At 58.9% G+C, this 15,621-nt stretch carries 12 protein-coding genes and 1 pseudogene; 4 read left to right on the top strand and 9 right to left on the bottom strand.

What is annotated here, in order from left to right; translation table 11 throughout:
- The first annotated feature begins 671 nt into the window (after positions 1–671).
- Together VGO04_RS09365 and VGO04_RS09360 are read left to right on the top strand one after the other, a co-directional pair.
- Entirely contained in the window at positions 672–1,397 is a 726-nt protein-coding gene (locus VGO04_RS09365) for a Crp/Fnr family transcriptional regulator (RefSeq protein ID WP_327495668.1), read from the top strand.
- Positions 1,398–1,432: 35 nt separating this feature from the next.
- On the top strand, positions 1,433–1,675 hold the full coding sequence (locus VGO04_RS09360) for a DUF6894 family protein (RefSeq protein WP_327495667.1): 243 nt from the start codon (positions 1,433–1,435) through the stop codon (positions 1,673–1,675).
- A 202-nt stretch (positions 1,676–1,877) separates the two neighbouring features.
- On the opposite strand, the gene VGO04_RS09355 is transcribed toward VGO04_RS09360, so the two are convergent.
- Together VGO04_RS09355 and VGO04_RS09350 are read right to left on the bottom strand one after the other, a co-directional pair.
- The gene (locus tag VGO04_RS09355) at positions 1,878–2,189 is read right to left on the bottom strand and encodes a hypothetical protein (protein ID WP_327495666.1); all 312 of its coding nucleotides are present in this window, start codon (positions 2,187–2,189) and stop codon (positions 1,878–1,880) included.
- 255 nt (positions 2,190–2,444) lie between these two features.
- Positions 2,445–4,244: a CocE/NonD family hydrolase gene (locus VGO04_RS09350; protein ID WP_327495665.1), complete on the bottom strand. Its 1,800-nt coding sequence runs from the start codon at positions 4,242–4,244 to the stop codon at positions 2,445–2,447.
- A gap of 79 nt (positions 4,245–4,323) precedes the next feature.
- On the opposite strand from VGO04_RS09350, the gene VGO04_RS09345 reads away from it, so the two are divergent.
- Entirely contained in the window at positions 4,324–4,881 is a 558-nt protein-coding gene (locus VGO04_RS09345) for a TetR/AcrR family transcriptional regulator (protein ID WP_327495664.1), read from the top strand.
- 398 nt (positions 4,882–5,279) lie between these two features.
- Positions 5,280–6,581 (top strand): adenylate/guanylate cyclase domain-containing protein, encoded by a 1,302-nt coding sequence (locus VGO04_RS09340; protein ID WP_327495663.1) that lies wholly within the window; start codon positions 5,280–5,282, stop codon positions 6,579–6,581.
- Between the two features lie 307 nt (positions 6,582–6,888).
- On the opposite strand, the gene poxB is transcribed toward VGO04_RS09340, so the two are convergent.
- From poxB to VGO04_RS09310, 7 genes and pseudogenes are all read right to left on the bottom strand, one after another.
- Positions 6,889–8,625, bottom strand: coding sequence for a ubiquinone-dependent pyruvate dehydrogenase (gene poxB / locus VGO04_RS09335; RefSeq protein WP_327495670.1), 1,737 nt, complete (start codon positions 8,623–8,625; stop codon positions 6,889–6,891).
- A 187-nt stretch (positions 8,626–8,812) separates the two neighbouring features.
- Entirely contained in the window at positions 8,813–9,025 is a 213-nt protein-coding gene (locus tag VGO04_RS09330) for a hypothetical protein (RefSeq protein WP_327495662.1), read from the bottom strand.
- Positions 9,026–9,367: 342 nt separating this feature from the next.
- Positions 9,368–11,155, bottom strand: a complete 1,788-nt coding sequence (locus VGO04_RS09325; protein WP_327495661.1) for a hypothetical protein — start codon at positions 11,153–11,155, stop codon at positions 9,368–9,370.
- 36 nt (positions 11,156–11,191) lie between these two features.
- Positions 11,192–11,602, bottom strand: a pseudogene (locus VGO04_RS32940) (TniQ family protein); the annotation flags it as partial.
- A complete protein-coding gene (locus tag VGO04_RS09320; RefSeq protein ID WP_327495660.1) occupies positions 11,602–12,684 on the bottom strand; it encodes an ATP-binding protein in 1,083 nt (360 codons plus the stop codon). The gene VGO04_RS09320 and the pseudogene VGO04_RS32940, both read right to left, overlap by 1 nt.
- A 5-nt stretch (positions 12,685–12,689) precedes the next feature.
- Entirely contained in the window at positions 12,690–14,894 is a 2,205-nt protein-coding gene (locus VGO04_RS09315; RefSeq protein WP_327495659.1) for a Mu transposase C-terminal domain-containing protein, read from the bottom strand.
- Positions 14,891–15,457: a hypothetical protein gene (locus tag VGO04_RS09310; RefSeq protein ID WP_327495658.1), complete on the bottom strand. Its 567-nt coding sequence runs from the start codon at positions 15,455–15,457 to the stop codon at positions 14,891–14,893. The genes VGO04_RS09315 and VGO04_RS09310 overlap by 4 nt, the downstream gene beginning before the upstream one ends.
- Positions 15,458–15,621 lie beyond the last annotated feature (164 nt).

Genomic DNA, 15,621 nt, shown 5'->3' with positions numbered 1-15,621 from the left:
TCAGAGTCCGAGAGCGGAACAACTGGTCGGTAAAGCGAAACAGTACAGTTTGTTTGTCGACGCGCTCGGCCGCGTCTCTGCCCCGGTCACATGGTGTGGCTGCCGGACCGCTCGTTCGTCGCAACATGGGTCAGCCTCAAGGTGCGGGCAATTCATTGGAGCACCGAGCACGCTCGCTGACAATGTCATTTGACCGAACTTCCGGCTGCCCTCCAAAACGCACGTGCGTTCGATATTCATAGATGCCCAACGCATTCTTGAGCGCCGGGTTGTCGATGACGTCAAGTTTGGCTGGGCACCAAGCTTGCTCGACCGGCGATGATCCAGTCTCCGTCGGTTCTACCAGCCGTCCCCGTCGGGGCCTGATCGATCGTTGCTAGCGCATAGCGCTCCTGGGTCTTGCCTTCGAGTTGCTCGCTACTTTCAGCGTGACATCGAGATCGTCATCCGTGTTTGCCACAGCATCCTTGATGCTCCCTTCAATCGCTTAGAAAATTCCCTCGACACGGTTCCGGTCCGTCGGTTCCTACATCGACTTGGCTTGAGGACGGAACGCAGCGAAGGAGCATGCGTTTTGTATGGCTAGAGATCGGTGGCACGCGGCGTTCACACAGCAGAATGCTGACTTTCTGGCCAATCGATGCCGTACAGTCTGAAGGCGAGGGGCCCGGGTGTCAGGACTTTCTTATCTTATCAATGCGCTGGCGGGACGTGACCGGCTTTCGGATCTCGATTCGGAACTCATTGTAGGTTTGCCTCACCGTTCGCGCGTCTTTGCAAAAGGTTCGCAACTGGTTGTCGAGCATTCACGCCCCGGCGAAAGCTGCTTGATCACCGGTGGACTCGCAGCCCGTGAGGTCTATCTCAGTGATGGCAGTCGGCAGATCAGCGCCCTCCATGTGCCGGGGGACTTCGTCGACCTCCATGCCTTCTTGCTGAAGCTGATGGATCACAGTGTTGTCGCCATCACGGAATGCGAGGCCATTTTCGTGCCTCATTCTGACTTGTTGAGAGTATGCGAGGCGTCGTCACACCTCACTCGTCTTTTCTGGCTGTCGACTGTCATTGATGGCGCGATCCAGCGCGCCTGGATTGCCTCCATGGGCCGTCGCTCGCCCGCGGCTCACATCAGCCATCTGCTCTGTGAAATGTACTTGCGCCTCAAGGTCGTGGGCCTTGTCGAAAACGATACGTTCGACCTGCCGATCGCCCAATATGATCTTGCGGACATGATGGGACTATCTGTCGTGCATGTGAGCAGGACGCTGAAGGATCTGAGGCAAACAAGAACGTTCACCTGGGAGAACGGGAGGGTTCATGTGCACGATTTCGACAGCCTGGCGAAGGTAGCGGATTTCGACCCGACCTATCTAAATTTGATACAGGAACCGCGGTGACGGGAACCGCGGGGCGTGTCGTGGATTGAAACGTCATGCCTCTTTATTTCATCGACAGCTCTGACGGCGAACGGTCCGATGAGGATGACACCGGGCTTGAACTGACGAGCGATGATGGCGCTCGGCGTGCCGCGTTGGATGCCTTGGCCGATATGGTTCGGGAGGTTCTGCCCGACGGGGACATCAGAGTATTTAGCGTGCATGTCCGCTCGGCGGACGGCTCGAGCGTCTATCACGCTGAAATGTCGTTGCAGGGGCGATGGCTAAATTGCCGATGACATTCCCCATCCACAATTGCGGCCTGCTGCAAGCCTGTCGCAGACCCCGTGACGGAACTCGTGGAATGCCGCGATCCGTGTAAAGGGCGGGGCATTCCTGATCCGAGCCAAGAGCGACGGGATTTGATTGAAACCGAACGAGCTGCTGCGGCGTTCAGAGGTCAAACCTTTGGAGGGAGCGCCCATGCTGATCGCTGCCACCCTACATCTCGCCGGTTTCGCCGTGTTTTTGATCCTGGTCGAGCGAGCTCCACTGATCGAATAAAGCTGTCTCGCGGTGCTGACAAACATGCGCTTCCGCAGCGATTTCGGCCGCCGTCGCCGTGGCGGCAGTGGCGCGCATTTCGACATAGCGGAGACGGTTTGCGGAGGTGTTCAACAACTGATGCGCTTCAAGCCAGGCCAGGAAGTGGTCAGCCTGAATAGTAACGATCTGCAGGGCCTGCCTCCGAGCCAGAAATTGCCTCGCGACGGCAGACGCCTTCCCGAGCCAGACATCGCAATAAGCCGTCATGTCTTCCGGGAGCTTGATGAGCCGGCAGAAGTCCCCACGCCCGTGCTACGGCAGACGGATGTCGCCTTGGGTCCATTGCCCGGCGTTGCTGCATTCCATTGTCATCACAAGTCGTTTTCGGGAGGGAGCCTGAAGGCCGCGGCGCGCCAATAGCTGACCTCGCGCCCCTTCCAACAAGCAGACGTTCAATTGCACGGCGGCGTGCTGTGATTGACCTCGCCTCCGCGATCGCCGACGAAGGTCCGATGGAACGCATTAGGTCCGCCGCAGTGCCAGTTCGACATAGCTTTCCTCGCCGTAGTGCACGGTGTTTCGCGAAAAATAGGGCGGGACCATCATCTCGAATTGCTCGTAACCGTGATTGACGTCGCTGCGTAGCAAATCCGTTCGACTGGCGATCTCCAGCCGCAGCTTCTCGCCGGCAGCCAAAAGGACAGGCCTCGGCGTCAGGCTGAAGAGAAGGGTGACCGGCTCTCCTCGAACGAGCGGCTCGGGCGTGCTGAAATCCAGCGCAATCTCCGTAGCCGAGCCGCGGTCCGGATCAAGTCGGCGGAGCGCTGGTCGAATGGTCCCGAAGGACAGCTGGTGATAAACGCCGGCCCGATCAACGCGTCCGAGCCTCGCCACGACGTGGCTATCGATCTCGGAGCAGCTGAACCGGAGGGATAGCGTAACCGGGCCTGCATATTCGATTTCTTCAGAACAGGGCTCGGTTTCAAACGTCAGGATCGGATTGGCCGCTTCGTCCAGGCCAGGTGGAACGATGGCTCCGAACGGCACCGCCGCCCAGCTGTTCTGACCGGACCCTGCTCGCTCTGAGAGTTTGTGTCGCGCGCCGTCTTGGCCGCCCGAGTTCAGGTGGAAGCGTACCGTTTCGCTGCCCGGGATGGGGAACGCCGTCGCCCCGCGATATTCATCTTCTCGCCCCCCATCGGGGTGATATCGCACCGCAGGCTGCCGATCATAGCCGTTGGCGGCCCCGTGAACGATATGATCGAAGAAGGCGAGTGCCTCCCACTGCCAACGATAGACGGGAAGGGCGAACTCGGGCGGCGCCATGATGAGCCATTTGCGATCCGCAGGCGTGCCGGCTTTCTCCAGAAGCTCATAAGCGCCGAATTGGTGGAGATTGTACGCCCCCATGTCGTTGACCACGACGAACGGCACCTGAATCTGATCGAGGTTCTGGTAGGGACCGGACGGGATGCTGTGACTTTCGCGGGTCTTGCCGTCGAACACCCAGTCGGCAAACAGCTTCCGGTACTTCAGATCGGGCGTGAGTTTCTTGAACCCGTCCAGGATCTTGGTCATGTGAGGCTGGAGAGCGGGCGCCCAGAGGCGCTTCAGCGGCGAATTGAGGAGGCGGCTCGCCGCCGCTCGCAGGACTGGTGGGACATGAAGCCGTTCTTGCGCGACCGTGAAGTTTGCTCCGAGCCACAGGGTCAGAAAATCCACCTGCGGTGCGCCGCCGGTCATCGCGATATTCCGGAAATAGTCGGTATCAGTGCCCTGCGCAAAGAAGCCCCGCAACGCGGGCGGTCGCCGGACCGCAACAAGCGGCTGGACGATTGCGTAATAGGACGTTCCAAAGAGCACGACGTTGCCGTCACACCAGGGCTGGCGTGCGCACCACTCGATGACGGCTTCATGATCGTCGACATCGGTCTCGTTGAAGAAGACCACGCTTTCGCCCTGGGAACGTCCCATCCCGCGGCGCGAAACCACCACATGGTTGTAGCCACGGTCCGCAAAGAGGGCCGCCTCACCGGTTTCATTCGTTCCAGTTGGCAGTCCCGTCGATTGCAACTGGTGGCTGTACGCTGAAAACACGACGACAGCTGGATATCGCCCGGCCACCTTGGGCATCGAGATGTCCGCCGCCAGAGAGATTCCCTCGGCCACAGGAATCATCTGGTCGGGGTGCACCCGACAGCCGAGCCCTTGGTGGACAGGAGCGCCGGGGCGCCACCCGGCCGTCTGGTTTTGGTCAAGCCGCGTCTTCAGCGGAATGAGATTGTCGAGGAAAGACCCGGCGTCGTCGAAGCTATCACTCATGGACCGTCTCCGATATTTTGTCGTTTGACAAAATGCCGGAGCGACCTTAGTTTGTCAACATACCAAAATAAGGATTGAGATGAGAGATCGCCGAATTGATCTGATTGAGGCGGGCCTGGAAATCTTGCGGGAGGAAGGGCTCGCGGGGTTCGCGCAAGCCAAGGTCGCGGCTCGGGCCAACCTAAAGCAGGGGCACCTCACCTATTACTTCCCGACGCGCACCGCCCTGTTGGCTGCAGTGGCGCGCGTGGCTATCGACCGGCAACTCGCGGCTGCCGAGCAGATGATTTCGGCCAGCAAGAATCCTCTGGATGCCGTGCGGATTATCGCCACCGTGATTGGAGGGCACGAGAACACGCGACTTCTGGTCGCGCTCAATCAGGCTGCTGATCAGGAAGACGAGTTGCGTGCATTGTTCAACGAGCTCACGGACGGCTTCTGCGGTCAATTGAAGGTCATGCTCAGCCGGTTCGGACTGCTGGCAACCGAAGCAAGCGTGGACCTGATCCACGCAATGTTCGTCGGCCTATCCGTCATCGACCTGGCAACGAGCCGACCGCGCGGCGAAGAGCGATCGAGCGCCGCGCTGACTCTCGCCTTCCAACTGCTGGGCAGCGCTCGTCCGGACGCGGGCTAGAACATCGAAGGGGCCGGCGTCCTTCACGGACCTCTTCGGATGTAGACGTGATCCACTCTTCGTCGGGGTACTCCGTAGCGTCAGCTAAGCGCCAGGAGCGGAAGTTGGGTGACAACCGGGAAGCGGACATTCCGACTTCTTCGGCGACGACCGCCCAGTAGTGCGACAACCTGCATGGTCGAACCGTCCGCCGGTTCTGTCGCAAAGATGTGTCTGGGGCCCGGGCTTCGTGATATCGCTCGCTGAGGAGCATATCAGCGTCAGGATCGGCTGCGGTGCCGGTGGCTGGTCGTACTCTTCTGGTCGCCGCGCTGAACACCTCTTGCCTTTCAGTCGAGCAGGGGGGACCTCATCCGGAGGGCGGGGGAGTGCCGTCAGTTTGGTACAGATGCGCCGGCGTGACAGTCGAGGCCAGCGGTACGGGCGCTACTCTGCTCGACATATCGATCGCCCATAAGATCACCCACTGGCATGAATGCGGCGGCCACGGTCGTTGTACGACGTGCCGGGTCCGCATTCTGGACGGCGCATCGCACTTGTCGGCTCCAACAAGGCGCGAGACGGAACTCGCCCAAGCTCGTGGCTGGGATCCGACGATCCGGCTCGCGTGCCAGACATCCGCAAGTGGGAACATCTCGTTGGAACGGATTGTGCTCAGCGAGGCGGCGGCGAGTCAGCTGCGTGCCGAAACGGTTGGCCGAGAGGCCGGCACAGAACGTCAGTTGGCCATTCTGTTCTGCGATATGCGCGATTTCACCGCTCTCGCTGACACGAATAGCGCATTCGATGTGGTGCATATTCTCAACCGCTTCTTCGAAGTCCTTGGAGATCCAATTCTGCTCAACGGAGGCATCATTAGCCATTACGTCGGCGATCAGATCTGCGGGCTTTTCGGACTTGACGACGATGATCACGCCCGGAGCTGCAGCGGAGCGATGCGAGCTGCGTTAGGGATGGCGGAGGCGATTGACAGGCTAAACGAAGAGCTTGCGGGCTCCTTCGGGGTTCTGCTCAAGATCGGGATCGGGGTCCATTTCGGCAACGCAATTGTCGGCGAAGTCGGCCATCCGACGCTCCGCAGATTGACGATTGTCGGAGACGACGTGAACACGGCCAGCCGGATCGAGGCGATGACAAAGGAGATGGGGGCCAAGATTCTCATCTCGCGCGCGGTCGCTGATAGGCTCGCCGAAGCGTCGCTCTCGATCACCGCGACCACGATGGCTCGGCTTCGCGGTAAGCGGCACGACGTCGAGCTCCTCGCAATCGACGGGTTCTCCGACCCTAGCCCGTTCGCACTGGCGCAACGCTCGATCGGCCGGCTTCTCAATGACCCTTCCGTGTTTGCCGAGCAGTTCTATGCGAACATGTTCGCTATGCGCCCCGAACTGGAGGGGCTCTTTAGCAATGGTACAGTTTCGCAGGGAGCAATGCTCTCCCACATGTTGCGGAGCGTGGTGTCGGGCCTTGAGAGGCGAAAACATGTGACCATCGGCCTGCAGACACTGGGTCGGAAGCACGTCGGGTACGGTGTCGAGCTGGATCATTACGACACGTTCAGGGCCGCGATGCTAAAGACGATCGGCGATGTCATGGGCGGGGACATGACCCACGAGATGGCGGAGTCATGGTCGAACACGCTCGATGTGATCCTGGGTCAGATGAAAGAAGGCGCCGGCGCGGAGTTCCGCCGGCACTGAATAAAGGGCGGGGCCTGTTCGGAAACTGGCGCGCGCGTGTTGCGAAGTGGCGCGCGCGGCGGCACACCACGACAAGATCCCAGGACGCGGCCTCTTGCGGATGAGGGAGCTGCCCAAAATGCCAATAGCGGAACTGGAGACGCTGCCGGGAAGCTGCCCTTCCTGAACGTGCAGTCCAGGGGCTCCGCAAGGGCAGGCAATCGCTCCATCGGCACGTATCTTCAGGGTCACGATCATCATTTCAGCGGCCCGAGAATCAGTCCGACGAACTCGAACCGAAGCGCACGGCATCGGCAGCCAGCCTGCTTCAGCGGCGAAGTAGGTTGGTCCGCGCCAGATCGAGCACCTCGTCGCCGCGTCCGCTCATCACCGCGCGCAGCATCCAGAGCCCGAAGCCCTTGGCCTGCTCCAGGCCGATCGTCGGCGGCATCGAGAGCTCCTGCGTCGCGGTGACGACATCGAGGACGGCGGGCCCGTCATGCGCTAATATGCGGCGGACGGCGTCCGGCAGGTCGCCGGGGTCCTCGACGCGGATGCCGAGGATGCCCATGGCGTTGGCCATCGCGGCGAAATCGGGATTGTCGAGATTGGTGCCGAGCTCGACGAAGCCGGCGGCCTTCATTTCCAGCGCGACGAAGCCGAGCACGCCGTTGTTGAAGATCACGGTCTTCACCGGGAGCTTCTCCTGGGTCAGCGTGATCAGGTCCCCCATCAGCATGGTGAAGCCGCCATCGCCGGAGAGGGAGACGACCTGCCGCCGCGGCTGGGCAGCCTGGATGCCGACCGCGTGGGGCAGCGCATTGGCCATGGAACCGTGGACAAGCGAACTGACGAGGCGGCGCTTGCCGTTCATTCTCAGATACCGAGCCGCCCAGATCGCCGGCGTGCCGACATCGAAGGTAAAGGCCGCGTCCTCTGCCGCGAGATGGCTCACGAGCTTGGCGAGGTACTGGGGATGGATCGGCTTTCGGCCCGGAGTGCCCTTGGCGAGCGCATCGAGACCCTCGCGCGATTTGACATAGCGCGCCAGGCTCTCGTCGAGATGGGAGCGGTCGGTCTTGACAGTCAGCCGCGGCAGCAGCGCCGTGATCGTGGCTCTCACATCCCCTACGATGCCGAGATCGAGCTTGCAGCGCCGGCCGAGATTGGCAGGCCGGATATCGACCTGTGCAATTTGGGCGCCGGTCGGAAGGAACTGCTTGTAGGGGAAGTCCGTCCCGAGCATCAGCAATACATCGCAGGCATGCATCGCCTCATAGCCCGATGCAAAGCCGATCAGCCCGGTCATGCCGACATCATAGGGATTGTCGTACTCGACATACTCCTTGCCGCCGAGGGCATGGACGATCGGGCTCTTCAGCGCCTCGGCGAGGGCCATTAACTCAGAATGCGCCCCTGCGCAGCCGCGGCCGCAGAACAGTGTGACGCGCTTGCCTCCATCGAGCAGCCCCGCCAGCGCCTCGAGCTCGGTCTCGGCAGGGGTCACCACCGGCGACGGCGGCAGCAGCCCCCGCAGCGGAGAGACCGGGCGCTCTGGGGCCGAACTCAAGCCGACATTCCCTGGCACGACGATAACCGCGACGCCCCGCAATCCGACGGCCGCCCGGATCGCATTCTCAAGCACGTAGGGCATCTGCTGCGGGTCGGAGACCAGCTCGCAATAGACGCTGCATTCCTGAAAAAGGGCCTTCGGATTCGTCTCCTGGAAATAGCCGCCGCCGATCTCGGCCGAAGGAATCTGAGCTGCGATGGCGAGCACCGGCGTGCGGCTGCGCTGGGCATCGTAGAGACCGTTGATCAGGTGGAGATTGCCGGGCCCACAGGAGCCGGCGCAGACGGCGAGATGACCGGTGATCTGCGCCTCGCCTGCGGCGGCGAAGGCCGCCACCTCTTCGTGCCTGACATGCACCCAGCGGATCGTGCCCGTTTTGCGCAGAGCCTCGGTCAGGCCGTTGAGGCTGTCGCCGACGACGCCGTATATGCGCTCGACGCCCGCATGCCCAAGGGTCTCTACGATGAGTTCGGCGACGTTTCTGGACATGATCACCTTGCCGTGGAGCGGGTTGGAGACGTTCTCGCGGTTAAAGAGAATTCTCGTCGGCGCAGGTAATGTAAATCATACATCCGCGTTACCGGGCGTGGCGCCCCGTAGGGCGCTCACTTTCCCCGGTCACTCCTTCAACCGGCAGCTTCGCCCACCGCCAGATAATCGAAGACCACCTCGCCGAAGGCTAAGCGTCAGGTCCGAGATAGTGGCTGGCAGAAACGACCTCGCGCATCGGCAGGCGCGTCACGTCGCATATCGGACGTTCGAAGAGCTGCAGCCAGGCAAGGCCGAGCCACGCACCCTCAAGCATCGCATTGGCGAGCGGCTCCAGATCGACCTCGAGATGCGTACATCCCATGGCCAGCTTCGGCGTCGCCAAGAGGTGCGCGTCGAGCATAGCAAACCTTCCGGCTGATCCGCCGACGACTGTGACTGTGCGGCGCCAAGGTGCATTTGAGGCAACACTATGGGTCATTTCTCACAGGGAACTGTCGAAAAAGACTGAGTTTGTCACTTCGTGCGCAATAAAATCAATAACTTGGACGATCTGGTGCTTTCGGCGGTGTCACCGTAGCGCAACCAAGTTGTCACTAGATACTCTGGCCGCCGATACAGAAAAACCCTGGCAGAATGGCTGCCAGGGCGATGGAAACGATGCAATTGTCGAGTTAAACGAGAACTGAGCTCAAGTCAGCTGCTGTCTGGGTCGCGAGCGGGCCCGATGGGAGTCAGGCTCAGATCATGTTTGCCGAAGTGCTTCGCGGGATAAGAGAGGAAAAAATCCTGCCTCAACGAGCTTCGCCGCTGTTGGCTGGGCGTTTAAATGTTCGATGCTGACGAGAATGCGATCGGGGCCGAGATCCTCCTGGGCCAAAGCATGGAATACGCGATCGAAAACGCCTCGGCGACTACCAGTCACAAAGCGACTGTAGAGGCCGATGCCCCCATACTCGTTGGCGTAGGACCAACGCAGGCCTTGTCTCATGATGTGCACGATCCCACTGACTGCTCGCCAATCTGCCCGCTGGTAACGCTTGGGAAAAAAGGGGGCGATCCGCGCGATTTGCGTTGCATTTAGAAAATGCGCATCGAGGAATTCGACATCATTCCACTCGCTGTCCTTTCGAGCGTGCGCCAGGGCGATCGGACCTGATCCGAGAACTGAGCGGAAGTAAAACGGGTGGAGGCCGCGGTCGCGTGGGATTGCGGGCCTTAATCCATTACTGGTGAGGATGTATTCTGCGTGGGCGCAGCTTACATTCGCATATTGAGCGACTTCGTTCAGGGAACAATACTTTCTATAGAATCTCTCGAGATCCGATTTGCATACAAGATGTTTATGTCTGCGGTTAGACCGGTCGTTTTCCCATTCAATTTTGAGAAGACCGGCTTTAACCAGCCGCCTGGCATCGTCCTTGCTCACTTTCAAGGTTTTGCAGACATCCACTCGGGTGATGAGGTCATACTCGCTGCGGGCTAAGGTTCGCAGTTCGGGAAGATTGATCAACAGTGCCGTGACCTTAAGTGGACCAGGGCCGCGACGGGGCTTCAGTCGGCCGCTCAGTATCCATTCAAGAACCTTCCACAACGGAGTATTAGCCCGATGCGCTGCGGTCATTACATCCACCAAGGGTTCTTCAGTTGCTTTCTTTGATAGAATCGCGTGCTCAAACAATCGTTCCAGGAATCCATCAAGGTCTCGCGGCAAAAACAAATTCTGTTGCAGCTGATGTTCTGCGGATGCGCGCACGAATGGTTTGATAAGGCCTTCCCTGATCAAGCAAGACACCATCTGTCCGCTAGCTCCTATATACCGGCCTACGCGCGGCCTATGAATGGCCTCGCGAATATCGCAAAGGAAGCCAGCATGGCGCTGGGCGTCGAAGAGCGTCAGTGCATCTGGCTTTCCATCATCAGCCGGAGCCAGGCACCCATGAGCTCTGAGAAGGCGTCGCAGTCGTTGAGGCTGCGCTTGAAGTTCGACGCTGGCTGACCGAACAGAGTGAATCTTACGCACCGTCACCGCTTCGCCAAACAAGACCTCCCCCGCACCGATAGGCATGCTTTGGACGATGTGGACGCGAGTCAGATCTCGGACCGGTTTGAACGAGGGATCTGGGCGTCCGATGGAAAGCCATCTGTGCAAGTGACCAAAGACGGCAGCAACGCCGTCTTTGCTGGTCGCGACGAGGTCGAAATTTCGCTGCAGCTCTGTCAGGGCTGATCTGTAGCCATTGGGCTCGCTTGCATAACTGAAGCCGAGTTCACCCGCAGCGAGCCAATCTGAATTCGAGAGCGTCTCTAGCGTTTGCTTCTTGCCGAACATCATGGTCACGCCGAGAATCTCACAAAGGCGCGCAGCCACGTGAAATTCCAGCTCGTCGAGAAAGTTGCCGGTACTTGGTGGTTTCTCGAGGCGCTCGAATAGATAGCTTTGAAATCTGAGCGGTGCGTCAAAATGTTTTCGCGGCAACACATCAGCTTCGAGATATGGAGCGAGCCGAGCTGAGAAGTCATACTCGCTCACATCGCTCCGCAGCTCTAACGCAACCAGTTCCAGCCGATGTTCGGGACAGACCCGAATTGCGTCCAGAAGCCAGTGGCTTCGGCAGTAGGCCGAAGCTAGAGGCGGAAGATCGGAGACAGTTATGTCTCGTGAAATGCAGGCCGGGCAGACGTGCAGTCGCCGGCGCCGCAGGGAGGACTGCAGCAAACGCTGTCCCCTAAGGTAGAATGAGTGCCCCTGTCGGCCGATAGTGCCAAGGTCAAATGCGGCGTGCTCAACCCCCAGTAGAGCAGCCAGTTTGGCTATCGCTTGGTCCTCCCCGTCATGCAGGCCGCTGAAACTTAAGCCAAGGTCGGTGCAAAAGGCGCTGACGCCGTTCGTCTGGTGATTGAGCGCCGCATTCCGGCCAGCATTGGAAAGCGGGGTCTCATAAGGCAAGGGGCGTGTGTTAGGCCAAAGACGAGGCATCACTTGTTCCGACCCTTCCGTGACGAGTTGGCCTTGGGCGCCGGTCTCGGCATTTCGACGCTTCCAAGCACTTGCGTAGGATCAATGTCCCGCCAGTGGTCGGAGATGTAGGGATTTTGAGACCCGGGGTTCCGTGTTCGCTTTGCATAAGCAGTTGCAAAGTGATTGAGGCGAAGGTCTTTTTCTCCCGCCTTTAATGAGGTTCGGATCGCTTCGTGTATTTCTTCTGCGGTAACGCCTAGTTGGTAGCAACCAGCATGCAGCATGCGTGGAACTATGCGGATAATCTCATTATCAGAGATTGCAAGATCGGCGCGCTCGCACAGCTGCCGGATGAAGGCAGCCAACATCTTTCTATGAGACGCTAGTGTCAGAGCCTCAAACTCTATCCAACTGCATCGACGAGCGACTTGACGATCGGGTTTCATCAAATCAACAACGTTGGGCATCCCAGACACGATCAGCGCGATCGGATGAACCGGATCAACAAGCATCCCTTTAATGTTGTTTCGTACTTTCTGAAGTTCAAGTTTTGTTACCGTCTGGATCACGTGCTGCATTTCATCGAGGTGTAAGAGTAAAATGCCGAGAGATCGGATCCGCTCCCTTACCATTCGCCACACGTCGGGTGCGCTGAGCTTCCCCCGAGCCAAGGGGTAACCCAACGCAATTAAAATCTCGCGGCCGAGTTCAGCCAAATTGCAGGGCGAGGGCGCGGAAATTGAGAACAGCTTGCTGCCTGGCGCATTTAGTTCGCCGATTGTCAGGGGATGGCTCGCAATGAGCCGGCGTATTGAGGTGGATTTTCCAGCCCCGCTCTCGCCGAGAACGACTACTGCGTTCCCCTCGCGGATAGTCGGGGAAGCGCTGGCGCCAGCCGTGTTACGACGTTCGCCTAAATCCTCCAGGACTTGGTCGAACGCCTCGCTAAGCACCCGTTCTCTAGGTAGAACTGCGAGAACGCTCTTAACCTCAACCATCAACTCCGACCGGCGGCGGGTTTCATCCGGTTGCAGCATTCGGATCGATCGAATTGCATCGTCGATGTCGATTGAGGGCGTTGTTTTGATTTTTGCTGCCATCGAAATCATCCCTCAAAGCTGAAATCGTCGGCGCTGTCAGAGTTCGGCCGGTGATCTGGCTCGTCATCGACACGGAGCTGCGTCTGCGTTAGTTCAGTGCCTCCCGTCGCGTACCCACCACCGAGGAAGTCGTCGCTACCCGCCGCAATTTCACTGGGGCTCTTCGGCATTACGAACCCGCGGAAAACCTCATCCTCGAGGCGTGCGAGATCCTCTGCGCTATACTCAGGGGTCGCGATGTTCTCGCGAACTCGAGTGGCGTTTGACGCCTCCCGGATGGCTCGCATTGCGCGGCGTACGACCGGCGCCGTGATTTTGTTGTCGGCGACAAACGTCTGTCTCAGGTCGTGGACCGTCTGCGACCACTCGGCCAATGGGACACCATCGAAACCGGGCTCCGTGCACCGAGCCTCCGGCCATGAATTCCCCACCCGGAAGCAGATCGTACCAATATCGTTAGGGTCGAAACGAACCTCAACGTCGCAGTCCTTCTCCTTCAACCAGAGCCGTCCCATGGCCTCGGATGAGTAGTGGAGGCCTGCCACCGTCAGGCCTTCGCCGGAGAGTTTACGTTCTGTCTTAATGCCGAACACCGCTCGCAATGTCCGGCGGTCCGGAACCGGCCGCATGCCAACAGTCTCGGTTAGCCTCTTCCAGGCCCGCGCCGGCGTTTCTCCCCCGAGGCCGTCCGACTCAGTGTTGTGATAAACGTCGACGATCCAAAAAACGATCAGTTCCGCGAGTTCGTCCGTCGTGAGATGCGCAAGGTCTTCAGACTTGTAATTGAAGAGCTTTGCCACGCTTCCAAACGTTCGCCCGCTGAACTGCGATACTAACTTCGTTTCAAACGTCCCAAAAAAGCGCTCCAGGGTTCCGTGCAACCAAGGCAATCCACCGGGCGAAATCTCGTGGCCGGACTTCAGCCCATGGATTGCAAAGACCACATTCCTTTCTGTATTCGCTGGTCCGCCATCTGTTGCAACCGTGTCCGGTTGAACACGTTGATCCCAGCCGCTTACCGCCCCTGCATTGGCAGCAAGCAGGGCTTTGTCCGAGACGGACATGCGAAGGACTCGAAGGGTGTCTGCTGCCGAGGGTGTTTCTGAGAGGCATGCTCCAAGCACGCAACCTGTTGCAACGTCCAGTGCAGCGCAAAGTTGCATACGCGCCACCCTAACTTGCTGCTCAGCGTTCAGTGCTTGCCAAAGCTCCTGGCGCTTCAGGATCGTCATGAGATCAATCTCGTGATGATCAATCTCGACCCGCTGACCCGGCCGAACGATATCGGGACCTTGCCCGGTCCAAATGAAGCGCCTTTTTGCCTCCTCAGTTCCGTACCGTCCGACGCAAACAAAGAATTTGCTGAGCCCGGCTACAAACCGCTTCAAGCTGTCGATGGATGGGCAAGAGATTTGTTGATCGGTCGGAACCGTCTCGTTGAGGTCTTGGACGGCATTGCTCATTTCTTCGTGGAGCTGTGAAAAGGAGGGGCGGTCAGCAGTTGCATACTTCGCGCCGTACTGAGCAACAAATTCGCGTTGCTTCGGGCACAATCTTCTGCCGCCTCCTGACTTGCGTGCATTGGACCGTAATGCCCAGGGGACACCTCCCCCCTCCTTCAGCATCTTTAACCACCGGAGCAAAGTCCGAGCGGACGGTCGCTCGAAAACGGAACGCTCCGTGCCCGCACGCAGCTTTTTTGCCTTGCCTTGGCTAGAGTTCTTTCCACCAGATTTCGAATTCTTCCGGCGGGCATTTCGTTCAATAATCATCTTGAGTCGATCGTCTTGAAATAGGTCGAATTCAATTTGTGATAGTGCTGCGTCCAATTTTGTTACGCTGAAATTTGCTTTACCTTCCGCAACACGTTGTAGGACTCGTGTGACGTACTGCCACCGCACATACACCTCGGTCGCTTCGGCTTCGGCAAGGGTATGGAGGGAATCGAAAGAGCTGATTTGCTTAATGCGAACACTGCCGGGATCGAACTGGCCGGGCCGATACTCCCAGTCAGGAGACTTTGACGCGTGCCAAATGGCGGCATGCGAAAAATCTTTGGCGGCATCGGGACTATCGACACGGCGAAGAATATATCCGTCGTCGGTTGCGTGCGCCTTGAAATAATCGATTCCGCCTATCGAAACCTGATCTTGGGGGGAGAGGAGAAGCTTCGGAAACCGTAGGGTGCGGTCGGCGTTGAGATTATTCACGAGCAAATGTCTCCAACGGCAGGAAAACTAATCAGCGAGCTTGGTGCTATGCGGGAGCCCCGATGAGCGAGGTTTATCTCACCCGCGGCGATCAAACGGACGACGGACCGGAATGCAGAACCCCCGATCCCGCATCGCGTGGTCAGGTCATTGATCCGCAGAGGTTCCGGTATTGTTGAGATCTTGGCGCGTACGACTTCATCAACGTCAGGCTCCGGGTCTAGCCGGACGGAGTGGATGAGTTCAGCGTTGTAAACGACATCTCGCGGAAGGTTGCGCTCGGTAACCAGTACAACCCGATCCGCAAAATGCTTTGGAGTCTGAATGGCGATTAGCTGAAGCAACGTGCGAAAATCGCTGCGCTCTGCGATGTCGTACGGTTTGACCGCAATCGCTATTACCTCTCTGCTGGTTGTCAGTAATAGGTCAAACCAGTGATGGGTACGGCGTCCTGCTGCATCGATGTATTCTAGTCGCTGCTGCTCTTCCGCGCGGACGGCGCCGGGATGCGCAAACGCGCGAAGTTGGGCGCGTCTTTCGAGAGTACTTTCAAAGAACATCACGCGCGGCTCTCCGATCGAGCAGACGTGAGATCCTCGCGTCGAGGTTTTGGGAACTCCGCTTCTGTTCGTGAGGGAAATGGCCCGACCAGAACAGGAGGGCGCGGGGTGCCTATGCACCGGGTAGTCTTCGGGAACTTCGATCAGGTTCATTGGTCAAAGATCTT

The sequence above is a fragment of the Ensifer sp. genome, from assembly GCF_035999185.1.
Taxonomy (GTDB): Bacteria; Pseudomonadota; Alphaproteobacteria; order Rhizobiales; family Rhizobiaceae; genus Ensifer.
The sequence above is the reverse complement of the archived record's forward strand: the minus strand, read 5'-3'. Positions and strand labels throughout refer to the sequence as shown.